This window comes from Myxococcus sp. AM009 (assembly GCF_013372605.1).
GTDB classification, from domain to species: domain Bacteria; phylum Myxococcota; class Myxococcia; order Myxococcales; family Myxococcaceae; genus Myxococcus; species Myxococcus vastator.
The window spans coordinates 60,470-81,505 of the sequence record NZ_JABXEP010000003.1; the positions used below are offsets into that span (position 1 = coordinate 60,470).

The 21,036-nt window shown below is 70.6% G+C and carries 18 protein-coding genes; 5 read left to right on the plus strand and 13 right to left on the minus strand.

From position 1 onward, the window contains the following. Window positions 1-30: 30 nt before the first annotated feature. The 6 genes from HV824_RS01610 to HV824_RS01635 all read right to left on the minus strand — a co-directional run bounded on the left by HV824_RS01610 (window position 31) and on the right by HV824_RS01635 (window position 8,888). Window positions 31-393 (minus strand): DUF2019 domain-containing protein, encoded by a 363-nt coding sequence (locus tag HV824_RS01610; protein WP_176422504.1) that lies wholly within the window; start codon window positions 391-393, stop codon window positions 31-33. Beyond that, window positions 390-740 (minus strand): DUF2019 domain-containing protein, encoded by a 351-nt coding sequence (locus HV824_RS01615; RefSeq protein WP_176422505.1) that lies wholly within the window; start codon window positions 738-740, stop codon window positions 390-392. The genes HV824_RS01610 and HV824_RS01615 overlap by 4 nt, the downstream gene beginning before the upstream one ends. Window positions 741-871: 131 nt before the next feature. Continuing rightward, window positions 872-2,026: a hypothetical protein gene (locus tag HV824_RS01620; RefSeq protein ID WP_255207671.1), complete on the minus strand. Its 1,155-nt coding sequence runs from the start codon at window positions 2,024-2,026 to the stop codon at window positions 872-874. A 63-nt stretch (window positions 2,027-2,089) separates the two neighbouring features. Beyond that, entirely contained in the window at window positions 2,090-2,380 is a 291-nt protein-coding gene (locus HV824_RS01625; RefSeq protein ID WP_255207672.1) for a hypothetical protein, read from the minus strand. A 176-nt stretch (window positions 2,381-2,556) separates the two neighbouring features. Continuing rightward, on the minus strand, window positions 2,557-3,387 hold the full coding sequence (locus HV824_RS01630) for a CHAP domain-containing protein (RefSeq protein ID WP_176417952.1): 831 nt from the start codon (window positions 3,385-3,387) through the stop codon (window positions 2,557-2,559). Between the two features lie 41 nt (window positions 3,388-3,428). Beyond that, the gene (locus HV824_RS01635) at window positions 3,429-8,888 is read right to left on the minus strand and encodes a hypothetical protein (RefSeq protein WP_176422506.1); all 5,460 of its coding nucleotides are present in this window, start codon (window positions 8,886-8,888) and stop codon (window positions 3,429-3,431) included. Between the two features lie 165 nt (window positions 8,889-9,053). Between HV824_RS01635 and HV824_RS01640 the strand changes: the two genes are divergently transcribed. Then, window positions 9,054-9,560, plus strand: a complete 507-nt coding sequence (locus tag HV824_RS01640) for a GNAT family N-acetyltransferase (protein ID WP_176417954.1) — start codon at window positions 9,054-9,056, stop codon at window positions 9,558-9,560. 22 nt (window positions 9,561-9,582) lie between these two features. Here HV824_RS01640 and HV824_RS01645 read toward each other — a convergent pair whose 3' ends face one another. Next, window positions 9,583-10,857, minus strand: a complete 1,275-nt coding sequence (locus HV824_RS01645; RefSeq protein ID WP_176417955.1) for a phosphatidylserine/phosphatidylglycerophosphate/cardiolipin synthase family protein — start codon at window positions 10,855-10,857, stop codon at window positions 9,583-9,585. A 141-nt stretch (window positions 10,858-10,998) separates the two neighbouring features. Here HV824_RS01645 and HV824_RS01650 point away from each other — a divergent pair, with 141 nt between their 5' ends. Together HV824_RS01650 and HV824_RS01655 are read left to right on the plus strand one after the other, a co-directional pair. Then, complete coding sequence (locus HV824_RS01650; protein ID WP_176422507.1) at window positions 10,999-13,332, plus strand: acyl-CoA dehydrogenase; 2,334 nt, start codon at window positions 10,999-11,001, stop codon at window positions 13,330-13,332. Between the two features lie 63 nt (window positions 13,333-13,395). Further along, complete coding sequence (locus tag HV824_RS01655) at window positions 13,396-13,908, plus strand: ester cyclase (protein WP_176417957.1); 513 nt, start codon at window positions 13,396-13,398, stop codon at window positions 13,906-13,908. 7 nt (window positions 13,909-13,915) lie between these two features. Here HV824_RS01655 and HV824_RS01660 read toward each other — a convergent pair whose 3' ends face one another. Continuing rightward, entirely contained in the window at window positions 13,916-14,542 is a 627-nt protein-coding gene (locus HV824_RS01660) for a hypothetical protein (RefSeq protein WP_176422508.1), read from the minus strand. 147 nt (window positions 14,543-14,689) lie between these two features. Between HV824_RS01660 and HV824_RS01665 the strand changes: the two genes are divergently transcribed. Then, the gene (locus tag HV824_RS01665; RefSeq protein WP_176422509.1) at window positions 14,690-16,126 is read left to right on the plus strand and encodes a M48 family metalloprotease; all 1,437 of its coding nucleotides are present in this window, start codon (window positions 14,690-14,692) and stop codon (window positions 16,124-16,126) included. A 44-nt stretch (window positions 16,127-16,170) separates the two neighbouring features. Here the strand turns inward: HV824_RS01665 and HV824_RS01670 are convergent, their stop codons facing one another. Further along, the gene (locus HV824_RS01670; protein WP_255207674.1) at window positions 16,171-16,998 is read right to left on the minus strand and encodes a hypothetical protein; all 828 of its coding nucleotides are present in this window, start codon (window positions 16,996-16,998) and stop codon (window positions 16,171-16,173) included. A 131-nt stretch (window positions 16,999-17,129) separates the two neighbouring features. Between HV824_RS01670 and HV824_RS01675 the strand changes: the two genes are divergently transcribed. After that, the gene (locus HV824_RS01675; RefSeq protein ID WP_176422510.1) at window positions 17,130-17,585 is read left to right on the plus strand and encodes a DUF3293 domain-containing protein; all 456 of its coding nucleotides are present in this window, start codon (window positions 17,130-17,132) and stop codon (window positions 17,583-17,585) included. Between the two features lie 87 nt (window positions 17,586-17,672). Here the strand turns inward: HV824_RS01675 and HV824_RS01680 are convergent, their stop codons facing one another. From HV824_RS01680 to HV824_RS01695, 4 genes are all read right to left on the minus strand, one after another. After that, window positions 17,673-18,092 carry a hypothetical protein gene (locus HV824_RS01680; protein WP_176417961.1) on the minus strand — a complete coding sequence of 140 codons (420 nt, stop codon included), beginning with the start codon at window positions 18,090-18,092 and terminating at the stop codon, window positions 17,673-17,675. Window positions 18,093-18,237: 145 nt separating this feature from the next. Continuing rightward, window positions 18,238-18,849, minus strand: coding sequence for an ATP-dependent Clp endopeptidase proteolytic subunit ClpP (gene clpP, locus HV824_RS01685; RefSeq protein WP_140795382.1), 612 nt, complete (start codon window positions 18,847-18,849; stop codon window positions 18,238-18,240). Window positions 18,850-18,953: 104 nt separating this feature from the next. Then, the gene (gene fumC, locus HV824_RS01690; protein WP_176417962.1) at window positions 18,954-20,354 is read right to left on the minus strand and encodes a class II fumarate hydratase; all 1,401 of its coding nucleotides are present in this window, start codon (window positions 20,352-20,354) and stop codon (window positions 18,954-18,956) included. Window positions 20,355-20,452: 98 nt separating this feature from the next. Next, window positions 20,453-20,806, minus strand: a complete 354-nt coding sequence (locus HV824_RS01695; protein WP_240358020.1) for a PspC domain-containing protein — start codon at window positions 20,804-20,806, stop codon at window positions 20,453-20,455. Window positions 20,807-21,036: the final 230 nt, after the last annotated feature.

Sequence of the window (21,036 nt, forward strand, 5' to 3'; positions counted from 1 at the left end):
GCGGCGGTTTCGCAACGAACAGCCATTGTCTCACGGGAACTTGAGCGTGCCCGCTCGCCACGCCTTGAGCGCGTACTCGGCGGGTGTCCGGATGGGTCCTGGACGGGCTGCAAGCTCCAACAGAACAGGTTCCCCCTGCTCTGGTGCGAACTCAAGCGCGTGTGCCGCAGCACAAGAGCGGACATTCTCGTTCTCGTTCTTCAACAGCGGGAGAAGATGGAGTGCCGCCGCTCGCCTCCGGAGTTCACGGTAGGCACTTGCAATCCTGTCGTGGGCGCGATTGGCAGCGCGATGGTTCGCAGCGGCCAGCGCCTGCCCGTAGGCGACAGCCGACTGCTCGTACTCTTGGACGAGTTCATTGATGCTCGCCTCTTGGAGGTTGCGCAGGCTCATGCCGGGTCCAAGGCCCAGGTGCCGTCCTCCCACCGTTGCAGGGCTTGCTGCGCCTCGAAGGGGACCATTCCCTCACCCTTGGCAGCCTCTTCCAGAACCGCCTTGGCTTCCACCGTGCAATGGCGGAGCAGGCAGGCCGCGGCTGTGACCCGGACATCCAGTCGCGGGTGTTTCAAAAGAGCGGCAAGTGCATCTCGTCCAGCATCTCCATGGGTCCGGAGCTTGTCGAACGCGGCGCCGTACCTCTTGGCATGCTTGTTCCCTGTCTTTGCGTCCCCCCGCCAGATGGCATCGGTCTGCGCAGCCACGTTCTCGGCGAACTGCTCGACGAGATCCTCCAGCTTCATTACCAGACCCCCTTCGTGACCTTCTCAATCGCCATGAAACCAAACTTGCGCCGGGCCTCGTACGGCTGGGTGCTCAACCATTGTCGTACGGTCAGACTCCTCGAACCGGTGATGTTCCAGCGAATGGACGATTAGAGCGCGCTGATGCGGGTATGTAGCGATTGCCCCAGGCGGATGACGTTCTCGGTGTTGTGCAGGGCATGAGGTCCGAACCGCTCCACGTTGCCTGGGGTCTGCTCGACGATGTGGTGCCACTGCTTTCCCTGGCCAGCCGGGCCCAAGGCACTCTTGAGTCCGGAAGACGAGCCCCAGGACCTGAAGCCGGCAGGACTGACTCCCACTGCGGTTCCTCGGGAGCCCTGTGCCGTCATGGCGACCGCTGTGGCAGGCAGGGAGATGACGACGGTGCTTCCTTCAACGGCTACCGCACGCACCTGTCCCACGCTCGCAAGGCTGATGCCTACCCGTGAAGCCCCGACCGCCGCTGCCTCGGTGAAGCTCGGCAACATCGACAGCCGCGACGCCAGCCACGCGGCGCCTCCAGCCATGCCATGGCTCACCACCACGGTGACCGCGAGCACGAAGACGCGCGCCACCTCCGGCCCCACCCGATGGGCGAAGCGCTGGCCGGCCTGCTCCAGCTCAATCCATGTCATGGCCCTGTCCGTGGCCCGCTTCAGCTCCCGGCTCGCGTCCACCACCTCCAGGAACGTCTCCAATCCCAGGTAGATGAGCAGGACCGCGGAGATGACGGCCGCCGCCTTGGTGAACACCGGCTCGGGATTCGCCGCCAGCACGGCCCAGGTGACGAGCCCCGTGGCGATGACCGTGTAGAAGAGCTGGGGTGCCAGGGTCTTCTCCACCGACCGGGCGATGCTCTCCTTGAGAGGCTCCAGCGACAGGCCCAAGGCCACACCCAGCTTGTCCCACTCGCCAAGGCCAGGCCCTATGTCGAGCAGGGAGAGGCAGTGGGCCCTGCGCTGACCGGGCTCGCAGAGGCCGCCAAAGCTCTTGCGCATCAGACGCTGCCAGCGGGCGTCAGCACTGTTTCCCGAGTGGGAGGCGCGCAACAGCAAGCCTTGCTGGGGAGCACGGAGCGTCAGGGGCACCTCCAGCACCAGCGCCTCCTCGAATACTCCCGCGTCCACCTTCACGAACGTGTTCGAGGAAGACGGCCTGTACTCCAGGGGCGAGCCCTGCCCCATGTCGAGGCGAATGGCGCGCGGGGTGGAGCACGCAGCGAGGAGGGCGAAGAGCAGGACCGTGACGCCCAGACGAGTTGCCATGAGCCGCTTTCCAGCGCGAGGAAGGCTCCAAGCTACGGAAAGTCCGTGTCGTTGTCCTCGCTGTCAGTCATCCCGCCGGGCGTGCCCCTTCTTCTTGCCGTGCCCGCGCCCGCGCCGGTCATCGTCATCGTCCCAGTCATGCCGGCGGGCCTTCACCTTCTCGTCCGCCCGCAGGAGCCTGCGCGAGTACGCATCGAAGTCCAGGTGCAGGTGGCCCCTCGCCCCGCGAGCGAAGGCGTGGAACTTCACCCGCCACACGTCCCGCCCCTTGCGGTCCGCGTCCTTCAGGCGGCACTCATAGCCACGGGAGCGGCACTGGCTGAAGCCCAGGTTCACCGCTTCCCTGTACGTCATCGCCACCGGACGCTGCGGAGGAGGCGGGGGACGCGGCGGAGGTGCACGGGTGTGCATGACACAACCCGAAGCGAGCATCAGACAGCCAAGAACAAGGGCGAGTCGCATGCCACCCATGACGCCTCAGCGCGGCACATCTTCAAAGCCACGCGGGGTGTGAGCCGTGCGCTGGAAAGTTACAGCCCCTCAGGCGACGCGAAGGCCGCGAACAGCTCCCCAGCGAGATAGGCTCGCGAGCCCTTCGCCGCGGGACGGATGTAGTCGTTGACCACGGGCCCGCCCAACTCCAACTGGTGCCTCGACGGGAAGGACAGGTTCAGCCGGCCTCGCGCCACGCCCTTGCCGCCCCGGTGGATGAAGGTGACGGTGCCATGGGCATCCACGGCCTCCACCACGCCAATGTGTGTCATTCCGTCGTTGCGGCGGCCATCGCGGTTGCGGTCATACGTCTCACGGAAGAAGACGAGGTCTCCGGGGCGCGGCGGCTGGTGGTGGACGGAGCCGACCTCCACCGCGCGGCGGAAGATGGCGGAGACGGCGTTCTCTCCCGCGAGGAAGCCGTGCGCCACCAGGTCGATGCCCGCGGAGCGGTACGCCAGACGCACGAAGCCGGAGCAGTCATCCGGGACGCCGCGGCTGACACGGCGCAGGCTGCGCATGCCCACGAGCTGAATGGAGCGCTGGACGATGGAGCGCGCCATCCGCGTGGGCGTGAGCACCACGTCCCAGAACCGGCCCGTGGTGCTGGCGGGCCCCGTCACCTGCTCGGCTGCTTGCAGCGTGGCCTCCAGCACACCCGCGCTCAACCAGTGCGTGGGTGACGCCGGGCCAGCCCCCAGCTCCACCGTCGTCACCGGCACCGCGAGTCCTCCTGGCGCGGCCACCGTCACCACCTCCGGGGTGGCGACGGGCTCCGTGGGACGCGGCGTCACGGTGGCACACCCCACGAGGACGTAGAAGGGGAGGACGGCCAGGAGTGGAAGGCGAAGCGACATGAGAGGCCGCATTCAAGACCACCTCCCAGGCCGTCCGCCAAGAACTCCCGGTGTCAGCCCTCCCAGGTCGCGAGCATGGCGCGCACCCGTGCATACCTCTGGAGCAGCGCCGCGCGGTGCGCACTGAGCATCACCATGGAACCAATGACCATCAGTCCCAGAACGAACAACGAGGCCGCGGCAATCCGGTGGTCCCGCATGCCGAAGCGCACCAGGTTGGCGCCGATGCACGTCACCAGGAACGCCGTGCCCAGGTACACGTAGGAGCGGATGCGCAGCGCGATGCCACACGCCACGCCCACCACGCAGAGCGTGACGCACAGGAGCATCGAGCCGCCGTCATTGAACATGAGCGGCTTCCAGGCCCCCGCCACGTAGATGGCGGTGACGGCCAGCGCGCGCAGCCGCGCATAGGTCTCCTCCTCGATGGTCTCGCGGAACACGCGCAGCAGCGCGAGCAGGGAGAGCCCCGCGGGGATGACATAGAACTGCGCCTCTCCCGCGCCCGTCCCCCGCCACACCAGCAGCAGCGCCGCGTTGAACGCCACCACCGACGTCAGCGACGCCAGGCCCCGGTGCCGCGGGTGCGTGGCCAGCGCGGCGAAGTGCGCGGCATACCCCACCATCAGCGCCGCGCCGTGAAGGGGCTCGCTCCATGGCGCGGAGAGCAACCCCGCCAGCGGGAAGAGGTACGCGCCCAACAAGGCGGGCCGTCGGAAACACGCCAGGGAGGAGCCCTCGCGCTGCGCGAAGAAGTAGAGGCCGGTGAACAGCGCGCCGCCCACCAGGGCCGCCAGGCTGTCGCCGGGGCCTGGGTGCGCCCCCATTCCCAGCATGCGGACGGAGAGATAGCCCAGCGCGAGCACCGCCTGCGCCAGGTAGGCGGACGCCTCTTCCTTCTCCGTGGCCGCGCGGCGGACCAGGGCGACGAGCAGCACGCCCAGCGCCACGCTCGCCACCAGGCCCTCGCGGAGCGCGCCTAGCGACGTGTCCACGAGCGCCAGCCCCGCCATCACCTCGAACAGCGCCACCCCTGCGAAGCCGTGCCCCACGCTCCGGCGCCGCGCCTTGCCGGCCACGAAGAGCGAGAGCGCCGCGAGCAGCGCGCTGGCCGCGCCGAAGTACGGAAGGATGAACGCCGCGCCCCGGCCGCTGGAGTACACCGCGCCCAGGTACAGCAGCCCTCCGTGCACGGCGGCGAGCGAGGCCAGCCACCCCACCACCTCACGCTCGCGGCGCCGCCACACCACGGCCCACGCCGCGCCCACGCCGAAGAGGAACGTCAGCGGGGTGCCCACGTGCTCCAGCTCGCGCAAGCCCGCGAGCGACAGCACCGCCAGCACCCAGCCGCCATGGTGCAGAGAGGCGCCCACGCGCCCACCGCGAGCGTCCACGAGCGCCCCGATGAGGCACAGCGCCAGCCCTGTTCCACTGACGACAGCGGGCACCCACAGCGGGTCCACGGCGGCGACGAGCGAGGCCCCCAGCAACGCGGTGGCCACGTTGGCCATCCACCGCTCCCGCGTCACCATCAACACACATGCCGTCACCGCGGCACCCACCGCCACCAGCAGCGGCAACGAGCCAGGGCCCAACAGGAGCAGGCGCTCCAGCAGCAGCACGCCCAACGCGCCAGCGCTGCCCACCCACAGCGGCTCGCTCCAGGTGTCCTCCAGCGGCGGCAGCACCTTCGCGAAGGTCTGGGTGAGCGCGCGCTGGATGCCCCCGGACTGGCACACGGCGGACGCCACAGCCGCGCCCAGCACCACGGCGATGACGGACAGGCCCGCGTCGAATCCTCGCTCGAGCAGCGCACTCACGCTGGACGCGCCCATGGGCGCCAGCGCCAACGCCCAGGTGGCGGGAGCCAGCAGCCAGCGCTGAGACAGCAGGAACGCGGCCAGCGTCAACACCCCCGCCAGCGTGGCCAGCTGAGACGGCATGGGCGAATCAATGACGGGCAGCGCCGCGAGGATGAGCGCCGACACGACGGCCCAGGGCCGCAGCGCCTTGTCCGGCGCGCTCCGGAAGAACGCCCAGACGCGAGCGGGCCAATGCGTCTCCGCGATGGCCAGCGCGAGCAACAGGCCAATGACGAGGGGACGGGCCGCTGGGAAGAAGAGGAAGACCAGCGCGGAGCCGCACACGCGCAAGCTGGGGCGCGCTCCGGGCATCAGCGCCAGCGACGCCAACAGCACATAGAGCGCCGTGGGGACATGGTACGGCCTGAGCGCGACGACGAGCACGGGCAGCGCCACCCCGGCGAGCCAGCCCTGCATCCACGCGGACAGCGCCTGGCGAGGGGCCTCCTCACGCGAGCGCAGCAGCAGCGACGCCGCGGCGGGGACGTGCGCCACGACCCGCACCAGCGCCAGGCTCAGCAGCGGGAGCGCCTGAATCCACGCGGGCAGCTCGCCGCCCACCACCGCGATGCCCACGAAGGAATATGGGACGGAGAGCGACGCGAAGAACGGCTGCCGGTTGGCGCGCGTCCAGAGCAGGGGCAGCACACAGGTGCCCAGGAGCAGCAACGGCAGCCCCGCGTCGTCCCACTTCACCACCGCGACGCCCAGCACCCCAGCGGCGGCCACCGTCGCCGCCAGGGCGAAGCGGTGACCACCCGCCCCCACGCGCAAGACGGCGGGGACCTCCTCCAGCACGGCCAGGAGACTCAACACCCCGGCGAGGCACAACAACGGCACGGCGCCGAAGCTGAACGTCGCGATGAGCGCATAGAGCGCGGCCACGGCGACGCTCAGCCCAGCGGGCAGTACGCGCGCGGTGAGCAGCGCCGCGAGCGCCGCTCCCAGCAGGAGGGGCGCGTGCTCCGATGAACGCGTGCCCAGCAGGGCCGTCAGCGGGAAGACGAGCGCGATGAGCCCGGCGACCGTCACGCTGAGGCCTCGGCCCCACCGCGCCGCGGCGACGGAAGCCCCCAGCGCCCAGCAGCAGAACAGCGCCACGGACAGGCCCGGCGACATCCAGCCACCCCATGGCGAATAGAGCTTCGGGATGTCGTGCACCAGCGCCAGGGCCGACATGAGCACGGCGAGGGGACGCACCACCGGGAAGGTCCGCGACGCCACGGCCACCGCGCCCGCGGACACCAGGATGACGCCGGCCAGCCCCGGCACCCGGGCCAGCACGCCCCAGGGAATCGCGAGCACCGCGTAGAAGACGCCCGGCAGGCCCAGCCACCGCGTCAGCCCCCCCCGCATCCCCAGCAACGCGAGTCCGAGCGCCACCGCCGCGAGCGCGGGCGCCACCGCCGCGGACGACAACTCACCCGCCATCCTCGGGAGCACGGCCGCCGCCAGCACGGACGCCAGCGCCATGAGGGAGGCGCGCTGGAGCACCCAGGCGACGAGCAGCGCGGCGGCGCCACACAGGGCCATGCCCGTCACGGCCGTGAAGCCGTCACCGGCCACCAGGCCCATGAGAAACCCCGCCATGGCCACCACGCCCACGACGGCGCCCAGCAGCACGCGCGTGCGCGCGGTGCACAGCATGCTCACCGCGGCGAGCACCAGGGCCAGCGCCCCCGACGCGACCGCGCCCGCGGACGCGCCCAGGACGGCGTAGGCCTGGAAGGGCAGGAACAGCGACAGCCCCGCCCCCACCACCGTCAGGAAGAAACGCTCCACCAGCAGGCCCAGGACGAGACACAGCACCGCCAGCGCCAGCGCGCTCCAGAAGGAGGGCCGGGCGTCTGGCCCCGTCAGGCCCAGGAAGACGAAGAGCGGGCTGGCCACCGCGGTGGCGCGCAGCAGCACCTCCGCCAGCGCGAGGTCCCGCGCGTTGCCCGTGCGCTGGCCTCGCCACAGCCGAGAGACGGCGAACAGCGCGCCCGCGCAGATGAAGGGCAGCGCGGACAGCGCTCCGAACTGAAGAGGCAGCGGCTCGGTGACGTAGCCGAGCCAGGCCTTCACCGTATCGATGAGGCGACGCACCGGCCCGGGGATGAGCTGGGAGAAGGAGGCATAGGCGAAGTACGTGCTCGCGTAGGCCGCGTAGACCCACCGGATGCGGGCGACGCCGCCGCGTGACAGCGACAGCAACGTCCACGAGATGACCGCCGCCGTGACGAAGAACGTTGGCGCCGGAGCCATCGCCGCGGCGATGAGGCAGGTGGCCTGGAGTGACACCGCGCCCATGGACAGCGAATCCGCGCCCCGCTCGGCATCCAGGGTGCGGAAGCGCAACGCGGTGGCCAGGAGAAAGGCGCCGAACGGGGCATAGGTGCCCACGGAGACCGCCAGGTCCGCGTCCGCCAGCGCGACATGCAGGCGCGTGAAATAGAGGAGCAGCAGGTACAGCGGCGCGGCGACGACGAAAGCGAGCGCGGTGCTCTCTCGCGGCACGGGTGACGGACGCGAGGACAAGAGGAAGAAGAGCGCGCACGGCAGGACGTTGAGCCACAGCGCCAGGCCGCCCAGCCCCACTGCGAGCGGCGCCAACCCCATCATCAAGGTGCTGGCCACGAGCGCCAGTTGGATGAAGGGACGGGACGTGGAATCAAAGGCCTCCAGCGGCTTGCGCGCCAGGAAGGCCGCCACGCCCGCCCACACCAGCAGCGCGGGGATGAGCAACCCGGTGCCAACGCCTCCCAGTTGGAAGACGTCCCCCAGGCCCATGGGCCCCAGCGCGATGCCCGCGAGCGGAGCCACGGCCGAGCCGATGAGCCCCAGGATGTTCCCCGGCTTGCGCAACGCCTCGCGCCTGGCGAGGTACGCGCCCCAGATGGTGAAGCCCGCGGAGTAACCCGCCGTCAGCCCGAACACCGTCAGCGAGCGGCCGTCGGACGACATCCCCGCCCAGCTCTCGAACACGAGGTAGAGGGCGCTGGAGAGGATGAGGAAGGCCCCGATGAACCACATGATGCTTTCGTAGAGGAACGGCCTCCACACGCGATTCCAGGTGGAGGTCTCCTCGACGAGGCGCGCGGTGAGGCTCCGCGCTGGCGGAGGCTCCGCGTAGGGCTCCGCCGGATTCGCGGGCAGCGGCATCCAGACAGGCGGGGCCTCGTGAAGCGGGGCCTCCGGCTGCACGGCCTCGGGCGCCGCGTCCACCCCGGCATCGACCTCCGGCGCGGGCGGGTGCGACGGCGCCGCCACGTCCTCCTGCTCCGACGACGCAGGCGCCTCGGCCCGGCGCGGCTCCTCGGCGAGTCCCGGTGCCTCCACGATTGGAGGCACCTCGGCCGCAGGCTGCACGGACGCCGCCTCCGCGGAGCCCGCCGGAGGCACCTCCGTCAAAACCGCGAGGAGGATGCGCGCCTGCCGCTCATACCGCTCCGAGATGAAGCGCCGGACGTTGGGAGGAACCTCGGAGGCCCCCCACCGCGTCAGCTCATCGAGCAGGAATTGAACGTGCGTGAGCTCCGCTTCGATGACCTCACGCGAGCGCTCCGTCATCCGAGCGCCACACAGCGCACACCAGAAGTCCTTGCCACGCCGCTCTTCGCGGCAGTCAGCGCAGTACATGCATCCCCCTCGATACAACGAACATGCCATTCAAGAGGCCGTCGCGTACAGGCACAGCCTCCAGGCAAGGGGACGCGTACACGTGCACGGTGCCTCACGCCCGCGACACCTGTGCATCCGGCTGCACAACCCGTGCGTGAGCCTCAACGCACCCGCCGCTGGCCCTCCGGCCCCGGCTGTGGAACCGTCGCGCGCATGAGCACGGAAGAACTGACGCTGCGACGCATTGAAGCGCGGGATGACGCGGCGGTGGCCGGCGTCATCCGGACAGTGATGCCGGAGTTCGGCGCGGACGGCCCTGGCTTCGCCATCCACGACCCCGAGGTGTCCGCGATGACCGCCGCCTACGCGCGGCCCCGGCACGCCTACTTCGTCGTGGAGCGGGCGGGGCGCGTCATCGGCGGCGGTGGAGTCGCCCCGCTGGAGGGCGGAGACAGGGGCGTCTGCGAGCTGCGGAAGATGTACTTCCTCCCCGAGGCCCGGGGCCTCGGCCAGGGCGAGCGCCTGCTCCGGCGCTGCCTGGAGTTCGCGCGGGAAGCGGGCTTCCAGCGCTGCTACCTGGAGACGCTGGCGGGAATGCAGCAGGCCCAGAAGCTCTACCGCCGCATGGGCTTCGAGCCGCTGTGCGCGCCCCTGGGCCGCACGGGCCACTTCGGCTGCGACCATTGGTACGCCCGGGACTTGTCAAAGCCGCTCGACTGACGAAGACGGACGCGCGCTGACGCTACCGGTCCTGCCCCACCAACTGCGTCGCCCGGCGGGCCAGCCGCCGCCAGGGGTTGGTGCGGCCCCCATTCTCCAGCGTGACTTCCTTCGAGTGCCGCAGGTCCCTGGCCCAGCACCGCGCCAGCTTGCGGACGAAGGACGCGTCGTGGATGACGAGCGAGCCCTCCTTCAGCTTGTTGAGCGACAGCGAGTCCATGTTGGTGGAGCCCACCACGGCGAGCCAGTCGTCCACGAGCAGCGTCTTCGAGTGCATCATCGACGGCTGGTACTCCCAGATGCGCACGCCCGCGGCCAGCAGCCGCTCATACGTCGACCGCTGGGACGCCCTCATGATGGGCACGTCATGGTTGGGCCCCGGCCCCAGGACGCGAATCTCCACGCCCTGACGGCACTTCTCCTCCAACTGCTCCAGGATCGCGTTGGGCGGTGAGAAGTACGCGTTGGCAATCCAGATGCGCTCACGCGCCGCGCCAATCACGATGCGAATCATGCGCTCCGCGTCGGTGAGGCCCAGCTTGCCCGCGCTGTCGATGAAGCCCGCGGCGCAGGGGCCCGCGGGCTCCGCTTCCGGAAAGGCGCTGGGCGCAATCAACCCGCCGCCCGACTCCTGCCAGTGCCGGGAGAACGACAACTGCATGCGGCGCACCTCGGGCCCCTCGACGCGGACGTGCGTGTCGCGCCACTCATCCGGCTTCAGGCCGTCGCCTTCCCACACCTTCCAGATGCCGAAGCCGCCCGTATAGCCAATGCGCCCGTCGACGATGACGAGCTTCTGGTGACTGCGCCCCAGCAGACGCCCCAGCACCTTGCCCGCCAGGAGCCGGTAGTAGTGGACCTCCACCCCGGCCTCCGTGAGCACCTTCTCCACCTTCTGGTCGAAGTCCCGGTCGCCGCGAATCTCCTCGCTGCCCACCGGGTCCACCACCACGCGGCACGCCACGCCCGCCCGGGCGCGCTCCACCAGCGCCTCCACGATGCGGTCCGACAGCTCACAGGGCCGCCAGATGTACACCAGGACGTGCACGCTGCTCCGGGCGGCGCGGATGTCCTCCAGCATGCGCTCGAAGACGGCGCTGTTCTCCAGCAACTCCAGCGAGTGCCCGGGAATCAGCCCCACGCCCGTGGACTGGTACAGCGCGAACGAGAACGCCTCCGGCCCGGGTGGCAGCGTGAAGGGGCCCGTCATCTCATGGCGCTCACGCTCCGCGCCGTCAGAGAAGCCCAGCGCCCCAGGCTTGGGAATCAGCGCCTCCAGCTCCTGCATTTCATCCATACGGGCAAGCTAGGGATGCCCCCCTCCGCTCGGAATGCCTCGCCTGCTCGCCTGCCCCGGGCCCGGCGCACGCTTCCCGTTGCCGCGCGGCGCCATGCTGGACACACTGCGCCCGTCCTCTCGCATCCAGGAGCGCCGCCCATGGTGGATGACACCCGTCCGACAGCCCACGAGCTGCTGTCCCTTCCTCGCCTCGCGCCGCTCGTGCCCATGCTGTACGTGGCCTGGACGGACGGGGAGCTCACGCCGGAGGAGCTTCGCGCCATGGGCTCCGCCGCCCGCGAGCAGCCCTGGCTCGACCTGCGCGCCAACACCGTGCTGGCGGGCTGGCTGGACCCGCTGGTGCCGCCCAGCCCCGGCGAACTGGCCCAGGTGCGCGAGCACATCCGCCGCACCGCGGAGCGCCTGTCCCACAGCGAACACAACAACCTCGCCGAGCTGGGCGCGCGGCTCGCCCAGGTGGGCAACGGCGATGAGGGCCTCCCCGCCCCCATGCCGGAGCTGACGCGCGCGCTGGCGCAGTTGGAGGCGTCCCTGGGCGTCTCCGGCAGCGAGGCCGTCCGCTCGCTCGTCCCCGCCGCATCGCCCAGCCGCGCCCATCAGGGCACGCCCACCTCCTTCGACCCGGAGGCCCTGCGCGCGGTGCTGGACCGGACGTACCCGGAGACGCGTGCCCAGGTGCGCCAGTGGCTGGCGGACCCGGCGTTTCGATACACGGACACCCGCGATACGACGAAGTACCGCGACCAGGTGCTCGCCTGGCTCAAGGCCATGGCCGACCAGGGCCTGGGCCGCATCGCCTTCCCCGCCGGCAATGAGGCGAGCGCGGACCTGGGCGCCTTCGTCACCGCCTTCGAGACGCTGGCCTATTTCGACCTGAGCCTCGTCATCAAGGCCGGCGTCCACTTCGGGCTCTTCGGCGCCAGCATCCTCTTCCTCGGCACCGAGCAGCACCACCGGAAGTACCTGCCCCAGGTGGCCTCGCTGGAGCTGCCCGGCTGCTTCGCCATGAGCGAACTGGGCCACGGCTCCAACGTCCGGGACGTGGAGACGGTGGCCCGCTACGACGCGGAGGCCGGCGAGTTCGTGGTGCACACGCCGACGGATTCGGCGCGCAAGGAGTGGATTGGCAACGCCGCGCGGCACGGGCGCATCGCCACCGTGTTCGCGCAGCTGGAGGTCGGTGGCCGGGCGCTGGGCGTCCACGCGCTGCTGGTGCCGCTGCGCGACCCGGCCGGCAAGGTGCTGCCCGGCGTTCGCATCGAGGACTGCGGCGAGAAGATGGGCCTCAACGGCGTGGACAACGGCCGCATCTGGTTCGAGCACGTCCGCGTCCCGCGGGAGAACCTGCTGGACCGCTTCGGCCAGGTGAACGCGCGGGGCGAATACACCAGCGCCATCACCGGCGACTCCAAGCGCTTCTTCACCATGCTGGGCACGCTGGTGGCGGGCCGGGTGAGCGTGGCCGCCGCGGCGCTGAGCGCGGCCAAGAGCGGGCTCACCATCGCCGTGCGCTACGGCGACTTGCGGCGCCAGTTCGGCCCCGCGGGCGACAAGGAGTTCCGCCTGCTGGACCACCAGGCCCACCAGCGGCGCCTGCTCAAGCCCCTGGCCAAGACGTACGCGGTGGACTTCGCGCTCGAATACCTCGTCGAGCGCTACGTGAAGCGCACCGAGGAGGACGCGCGCGAGGTGGAGTCCCTGGCGGCCGGCCTCAAGGCCTACAGCACCTGGCACACCACCGCCGTCCTCCAGGAGGCGCGCGAGGCGTGCGGCGGCCAGGGCTACCTGGAAGCCAACCGGCTGGCCGCGCTGAAGGCGGACACGGACGTGTTCACCACCTTCGAGGGCGACAACACGGTGCTGATGCAGCTGGTCGCCAAGGGCCTGCTCACCGGCTACAAGCAGCGCTTCGAGGACGACCGCGTCTTCGCCGTGCTGAAGCTGCTGGCGGACCGGGCCACCAGCGTGGTGGACCGCAACCCCTTCGCCGCGCGGCGCACCGACAGCGAACATCTGCGCGACAACGACTACCACCTGCGCGCGCTGCGCTTCCGTGAAGAGGAGCTGCTGGCCACCGTGTCCAAGCGCCTCCGCAAGCGCCTGAGCGCGGGCGTGGAGGCCTTCGCGGCCTTCAACCAGGTCCAGGTCCACCTGCTGGAGCTGGCGCACGCCCACGTGGAGCGGCTGGTGCTGGAGCAGTTCCTCAAGGGCGTGGCCGACGTGAAGGACCCCGGCCTGAAGACGGTGCTGGTGCGCCTGTGCGACCTCTACGGCCTGTCCTGCCTGGAGGCCGCCAGCGGCTGGTTCCAGGAGCACGGGTGGTTCGAGGCCGCCAAGGCGAAGGCCATCCGCAAGGAGGTGACGCACCTGTGCGCCGAGCTGCGCCCAGATGCGGTGGCGCTGGTGAACGCGTTTGGAGTACCGGACACCTGCCTCGCCGCCCCCATCGGCCTGGGCCACCTGTCGCCATGAGGTGAACGTTTGCGGCGGGCGGCACTGCCCGCCTGCCTGCCCCATGCGCAGCCTCATGGGGCCATGACACGACACACGACGATTCTATTGTTCGCACTCGGGTGGCTGTCGGGCTGCGCCACGCTGTCCCCCGTGGAGCGCGCGGCCGCCCTGGAGGCCCAGAACAAGCAGCGGGTGCGGCAGCTCACCGAGGAGCTCTACAACCTGCGCAAGCTGGACCGCATCCCGGAGTTCATCGCCGAGGACTTCGTGGACCGCTCCCAGGGCGCGCCCCTCAACGCGGTGGGCCCCGCCTTCATCCGCCAGCAGGCGGAGGCCAGCTTCCAGACCTTCCCCGAGCTGAGGTTCGACATCCTCCACCTGATAGCGGACGGCGACCTGGTGCTGGTGCACTGGAAGGCCACCGGGCCGGACCCCCAGCAGGTGGACGCGGCCGGTGAGCCCCAGGCCCTCCTGCTGCAAGGACACTCCCTGTACCGCCTGCGCGACGGCAAGGTGGTGGAGTCCTGGGACATCTCCGACCGCCTGTCACCGCTGCTCCAGCGTGGCTACAAGGTGGTGCCACCCACGCTGTAGCCGCCCGCTAGCCGCCCGGCGCGCGGAACACCGCGCCGTCCTGGCCCTCCACCACCAGGCTGGCGCCATCCGACGGAGACACCCGGAGCGCCACGCGCGGCAGCCCCTTGCGGTCCCTCAGCACCAGGCCGGGAGCGCCATGCTCGTCCGCGCCCAGGATGGCCCGGGGCCGTCCGTCCGCGTCCGACAGCTCCAGCCGCGACGAGCCATCCACCTGGAGGCCCACCGCGAACAGCTCCCCGCCGCCGGGCTTGGACAGCGTCAGACGCGGCGCCTCGTCGGAGTACACCATCAGCTCCGCCAGGGACTGGCCCTCCGCGGTGGAGAAGCGCAGCCGGGGCGACCCGTCCTCGCCCACCCCCAGCAGCGCCCGGGGCCGGCCCTCTCCGTCGCGCAGCACCAGGCCCGCGTTGCCCTGCGCGTCGGTGTCCAGCGTGGCCCGCGTCTGGCCGCGCGCGTCCGTCAGCACCAGCCGGGAGGCCACCAGCGTCCCGGAGGACACGTCTTCGCCCCGGAGCGCCGCCGCGCCCAGCCCCAGCCCCGCCAGCGCGAGCGCGGCGAACGTCAGCCCCTGCCACCGCCGGCAACTGCGCTCCAGCCGCGCCATCCGTGCTTCGAGCGACTCCGAATCCATTCGAACGCCTCCTCGCGAAGAGAAGCTAACGGAAGCGGGCCCGGTGCGCGCGCCCGACTGTCCAGCAGTGACGGCTCGCCCACGCCCACCGTGGTCGCATGGCCGCCGCTGACCTATCTGCGCATCCACCCCTACCAGGAAGGCCCCATGACTTCACGACTCCGGCTGCTGCCGCTGCTGGCCCTGCTCTCGCTGACCACCTGCGTGCGCAACCCCGCCACCGGCAAGCGCATGCTGTCGCTCGTCTCCCAGGATGACGAGATTGCCCTGGGCAAGCAGAGCGCGGAGGAGGTGCGCGGCTCCATTGGCCTCATCCAGGAACCCAAGGTGCAGGAGTATGTCGCCCGGGTGGGCCTGCCCATGGCGAAGGCCTCCGAGCGGCCGGAGCTGCCCTGGACCATCCAGGCCGTGGATGACCCGGTGGTGAACGCCTTCGCCCTCCCCGGCGGGCCCGTGTTCGTGACGCGGGGCCTGCTCACCGCGCTCAACTCCGAGGCGGAGCTGGCCTCCGTGCTGGGGCACGAAATCGCCCACATCACCGCGCGGCACTCCGTGGAGCAGCTGTCCCAGGCGCAGCTCGCCCAGGCCGGCCTGCTGCTGGGCAGCGTGCTCAGCGAGGACGTGGCCCGCTTCGGGGGCCTGGCCGCCGCCGGTCTCCAGCTGCTGTTCCTCAAGTACGGCCGTGACGACGAGCGTCAGGCGGACGAGCTGGGCTTCAAGTACATGCTGGACGGCGGCTACGACGTGCGCCAGGCGGCCGACGTCTTCGCCACCCTGGACCGCGTGGGCAAGGCCGCGGGCGGGCAGAGCCTCCCCGCGTGGCTGTCCACCCACCCCGACCCGGGCGACCGCGTGAAGACGGCGCAGGCGCGCGCCGCGAAGGCCAACGTGGACTTCAGCCAGCTCAAGGATGGCCGGGAGGCGTACCTCGCCATGCTCCAGGGCATGCCCTACGGCAACGACCCGCGGCAGGGCTTCTTCCGGGGCAACGTCTTCATGCACCCGGGCCTGCGCTTCCAGCTCACCTTCCCCCAGGGGTGGAAGACGGCGAACCAGCCGCAGCAGGTGGCGGGCATCAGCCCCCAGGAGGACGCCATCGTCGGGCTGGTGCCCACCGGCAACATCGCCCCGCGGGAGGCCATGCAGCGCTTCCTCGCGCAGGAGGGCATCCAGCCCACGAGCGCCGCGCCCACGGGCTTCCCCCAGGGCGCCGCGTTCTTCCAGGCGCAGACGGAGCAGGGCGTCATCGCCGGCGTCACCGCCTTCGTGTCCCAGGGCGGCACCACGCTCCAGCTCCTGGGCTACACCGGCGCGCAGCAGCTCCCCGCCTACGAGGACGCCTTCCGCGCGACCTTCTCCAGCTTCAGCGAGCTGACGGATGCGTCGGCGCTGGCCGTCCAGCCCGCGAAAATCGAGCTGGCGAAGGTGGCGTCACCCATGACGCTGCAGCAGTTCAACGAGCAGAATCCGTCCACCATCCCCCTGGAGGAGCTGGCCCTCATCAACGGCGTCCAGCCCGGGGACACGCTGCCCGCGGGCCGCACGGTGAAGCGCGTGACGGGCGGGGTGCGGACCACGCCCTGATGAGCCCTGCTCCGGCATGGGACGGCCGGAGCAGGGCGTGCCGCTCAGTGGTCCATGTCCTCGCCGGCACGCTCGGACGCGCGGTAGCTGTCGTCGCGGTGGTCCGTCTCCTCCATGGCGCCCGGGGGGAGGATGTCGGGACCGCGCCGGACCGGGCGGCCCGCGCCGAACAGGAAGCCCAGCTTGAACTGCGCGAAGCCGCCGTTGAAGCCCGCGATGGCCTCCGAGTCGGTGCCGGTGCTGTTCACCTCACCCACGATGGGGAAGGAGAGGCCCACTTCGGGCATCAGCCGGAAACCCTCCGTCACCCGCAACGCGTAGCCCACCGAGGCGCCGACGCTGATGATGTTGATGGCGGCGCCGTCATCGCCCGCGGACCCGGCGACGCGCGTCCAGATGGCGCGAGGCCCCAGCACCAGCTCCGAGCCGCCCTTCGTCTTGAAGCCCACCAGCAGCGGGACGGCGACGTTCAGGTAGCTCGTCGAGGCCGACTCGCCGTCGTCGCCCGTCCCCGTGCCAATGGACGCGCCGGAGATGGACGGCGCCAGGGAGATGGCCTTGACCGGGTCATTGGGCTGGGTCAACAGGAACTTGCTCTGCAGCTCCGCCAGGGAGGAACCCAGCCGGACGCCCAGGTCCACGCGCTCCGACACGCCATACCGAATCGCCAGGTCGAAGTGGGGCACGTACCCCGCCGCCGAAACACCTTCGTCATCCCCAAGGACGGCCGCGCCCATGACACCCGGCTCGATGCCAACCTGGAAGCGGCCCTCCCCCAGCGTGTCCGCCGTCTGGACGTGACTCACCGACGCGCAGCCCGTCCCAAGCACACCTATCAATGCAGATACAGCAGCAACAGAGCGACGAAACATGTTCCCCTCCAAAGCCTCTCATTCCGTTCCGGAACGTGGCGGGGCATGGACGACGAACGGAATCGGACATTCACACTGAATCGTCCGAAACCCGATTTTTCCTGGCGGGGGCGCGGCGCATCATGAGCGGCATGAGCCCCCATGAACGCGAGCGACTGACGAAGGCCTACGCGGCGACGCGCTATGTCATCCGGCCCCACGCCTGCACCGGTGGCGTGGAGCAAATCCTGCGGGCGGGCGCCCTGCATCCCGCGCTGGACGCAACCCTTGCGGCGCGCGGCCACCGGGAGTGGGCCTTCCTGACGGCGTGGAACCCCGGCTCCCAGCGGCGTGGCGCCGAGGAGAACCGCCGCGCGCAGGAGCGGCTGGAGGCGCAGCTCGTCGCGGGGGGCTGGGTGGTGGCGCCCGCGCTGGGCCAGGCGGATGACGGGAGCTGGTGCGAGCAGAGCCTCTTCATCCCGGGCCTGCCCCGCGGGGAGGCCGCGCGCTTCGGCCGCGCCTATGGACAGGTGGCGGTGCTCGTGGGGCGCGCCGGCACGCAGGCGGCGCTGCTGTTCTGCGAGGACACCCACGCGCCGGCACCGTGACGCGCCAGCCGTGTTGCGCCAGGCGCCTCCAAGGGAACGCCGGCGCCCAGGCGGGCCGCCGCCCGTGGCGAGGGGCGCTCCTCCCGCTCAGGGAATGGGGCCCCGGGGCTGACCGGCCGCCGGCACAGGGCCACTGCCACCCAGGGCGGCGTCACCCGGGTTCTCCGGGATGACGTCCAGCTCGCGCGCGTTCGTCACCTGGCGCGTCAGCTCGTCGAACTCGACCTCCAGGAAGCGGCCGGGCTGGTCCGCGAGGCCGAAGCGGATGCGCCAGTAGTTGGGGCGTATCTCCACGGCCTCACTGGCCTCGGCGAGGACGACCGCGTTGTTGCGGGCGTATTCCTCACCGGCCTGGACCACGTCCCGGGCGCCCAGCTCCGTCTGCACGGCGGCCGAGCTGGGCGGCACGGGGGGACGGCCGGTGGGCCCCGTCGCGCAGGCCATGGAGGCCAGGATGGCGCCGGGCAAGAGGAACCGCGGGACGATGCGAAATCGGATCGGCGTCATATGCCCATGGTGAGCACGCCGCGTGCCACCTGCAGGCAGGGAAGCCGGAAACGTCCAGTGCGGGACGTGCGTCCGGCGCGGCGCCTGAGTGGCACCCCGCCGGGAGCGCACCCCACCCCGGCAAACGTCCGGGGCGGAGAGGGCCCTACTTCGCCGGAGCGGGCGTCGGGGCGATGGCGCGCTGCTTCTCCACCACCTCGTCGATGAGGCCGTACTGCCGCGCGTCCTCGGCGCTCATGAAGTAGTCGCGCTCGGTGTCCTTCTCGATGCGCTCCACGGTGTGCCCCGTGTGCTTCACGATGAGGCCGTTGATGTAGCTGCGCAGGCGGAGGATTTCCTTGGCCTGGATGTCGATGTCCGTGGCCTGGCCCTGCGCGCCGCCCAGCGGCTGGTGAATCATGATGCGGCTGTTGGGCAGGGCGTAGCGCTTGCCCTTCGCCCCGGCCAGCAGCAGCAGCGCGCCCATGGAGGCCGCCTGTCCCACGCAGATGGTGGACACCGGACACTTCACGTACTGCATGGTGTCGTAGATGGCCAGGCCCGCCGTCACGGAGCCACCCGGCGAGTTGATGTAGAGGTTGATGCCCTTGTCCGGGTCCTCCGACTCCAGGAAGAGGAGCTGGGCGACGATGATGTTGGCCACGTCGTCGTTGACAGGCGTGCCCAGCATGATGATGCGGTCCTTGAGGAGCCGGCTGTACAGGTCGTACGCCCGCTCGCCGCGGTGCGTGGTCTCGATGACGAAGGGGACGTTCATGACGCCCCTACCCTAATCGCCCTTCCGCCGCCGCGCCCGTCCCTTCTTCCCGGAGCGTGCGCTGCCCCACGCTTCGACGCCGGGGCCCCCGCCTCCCTGGGGGCCTACCCCTCGTGGCCCGTCATGTCCTCCGGGCGGACCCACGCATCGAACTGCTCGGGCGTGACGAACCCCAGCGCCACGGCCGTCTCCTTGAGCGTCGTGCCGTCCCGGTGGGCCGTCTTCGCGATTTTCGCCGCGTTGTCATAGCCGATGTGGGGGTTGAGCGCCGTGACGAGCATCAGGCTGCGCTCCAGGTTCTCCTGGATGCGGGGCCGGTTGGGCTCGATGCCCACCGCGCAGTGAAGGCGGAAGCTGCGCATGCCGTCCGCCAGCAACCGGCAGCTCTGGAGCAGGTTGTGGGCGATGAGCGGCTTGAAGACGTTGAGCTGGAAGTTGCCGGACGCGCCGCCCACGGTGACGGCGACGTCGTTGCCCATCACCTGGGCGCACAGCATGGTGAGCGCCTCGCTCTGGGTGGGGTTCACCTTGCCCGGCATGATGGAGCTGCCCGGCTCGTTCTCCGGGATGATGAGCTCCGCCAGCCCGGAGCGCGGCCCCGACGACAGCCAGCGCACGTCGTTGGCCACCTTGAAGAGCACCGCCGCCAGCCCCTTGAGCGCCCCGTGCGCCTGCACCAGCGCGTCATTGGCGGCCAGCGCCTCGAACTTGTTCGGCGCGGTGACGAAGGGGTGGCCGGTGAGCTGCGCCAGCTCCTTCGCCACGCGCTCGGCGTAGCCCTTGGGCGCGTTGAGGCCGGTGCCCACCGCCGTGCCGCCCAGGGCCAGCTCCAGCAGGTGCGGCAGGGTGCGCTCCAGGTGCCCCTTCGCGTGGTCCAGCTGCGCCACGAAGCCGCCCAGCTCCTGTCCCAGCGTCAGGGGCGTGGCGTCCTGCAGGTGGGTGCGGCCCACCTTCACCACGCCATGGAAGGCGCGGGCCTTCTGCGCGAGCACGTCGCGCAGCGCCTTCAGCTCCGGCAGCACGTGCTCGCTGAGGGCGGCCACGGCGGCCACGCTCATCGCGGTGGGGAAGACGTCATTGGAGCTCTGCCCCTTGTTGACGTCGTCGTTGGGGTGGACCTTACGGCCCTCGCCGCGCTCGCCGCCCAGCAGCTCCGAGGCGCGGTTGGCCAGCACCTCGTTCGTGTTCATGTTCGTCTGCGTCCCGCTGCCCGTCTGCCAGACGCTCAGGGGGAACTCCGCGTCGTGCTGGCCGGCCAGGACTTCGTCCGCGGCGCGGAGGATGGCCTCGCCCTTCTCCTTCGCCAGCGAGCCGTTCTCCACATTCACCTTCGCGGCGGCCTTCTTCACCAGCACCAGGGCGCGGATGAGGGCCAGCGGCATGCGCTCCGTGGAGATGGCGAAGTTCTGGAGGCTGCGCTGCGTCTGGGCGCCCCACAGCCGGTCGGCGGGGACGTCGATGGGGCCGAAGGTGTCTCTCTCGGTGCGGACGTTCTTCGTGCTCACGCGCGGGGCTCCTTGGAAAGAAAGGTGGCCCCTTCGAATAACAGGCCGGAGCCTTCAGGCAGGGCTCCGGCGTGTTTTTCATCGTTGGACGCTGAGCACTACACCCGGCGCTCGACGCGCGGCGTGCGCTCCGAGTTGCCCAGGCCGGCCAGCCAGTTGTACGTGCGCCGCAGGGGCGCGGTGCCCGTCGCCGATGGCGGCGTGAAGGCCCACAACAGCAGGTACACCATCAGCGCGGTGCCCCCGGACACCGCCAGCGCCACCACGAAGCCCACGCGCACCAGCGCCGCGTCCACGCCCAGCTCCCGCCCCAGCGCCGCGCACACCCCCGTCAGCAGCCGCCCGTCCACGCCCCGGTGCATCGGCTCCGTGCGCGCGCCGCAGCGCGGGCACCTCCGGACCTCCAGGCTCACTTCCTCCGTGCAGGTGGCGCAGCGTCTCTTGGCGTCCATCACCTCTCCCTTCCGGGGCGGCTCCCACTTGGCGTCCGTGGCCCCCATTCCTACCTACGCGCCCTGGTGCTCCCCATTGCATCCGCCCCTGGGGGGCGATTTGTTGATTTACAGATTTAACAAGTCGGCTGTTGACACAGTTACAGGCAAGCAGGCAAAGATTCACGCCGCACTTCCTTTCTGCACTCTCAGGACTCATTTTCCGAGCCGTCACAGCAAATTTACAACGC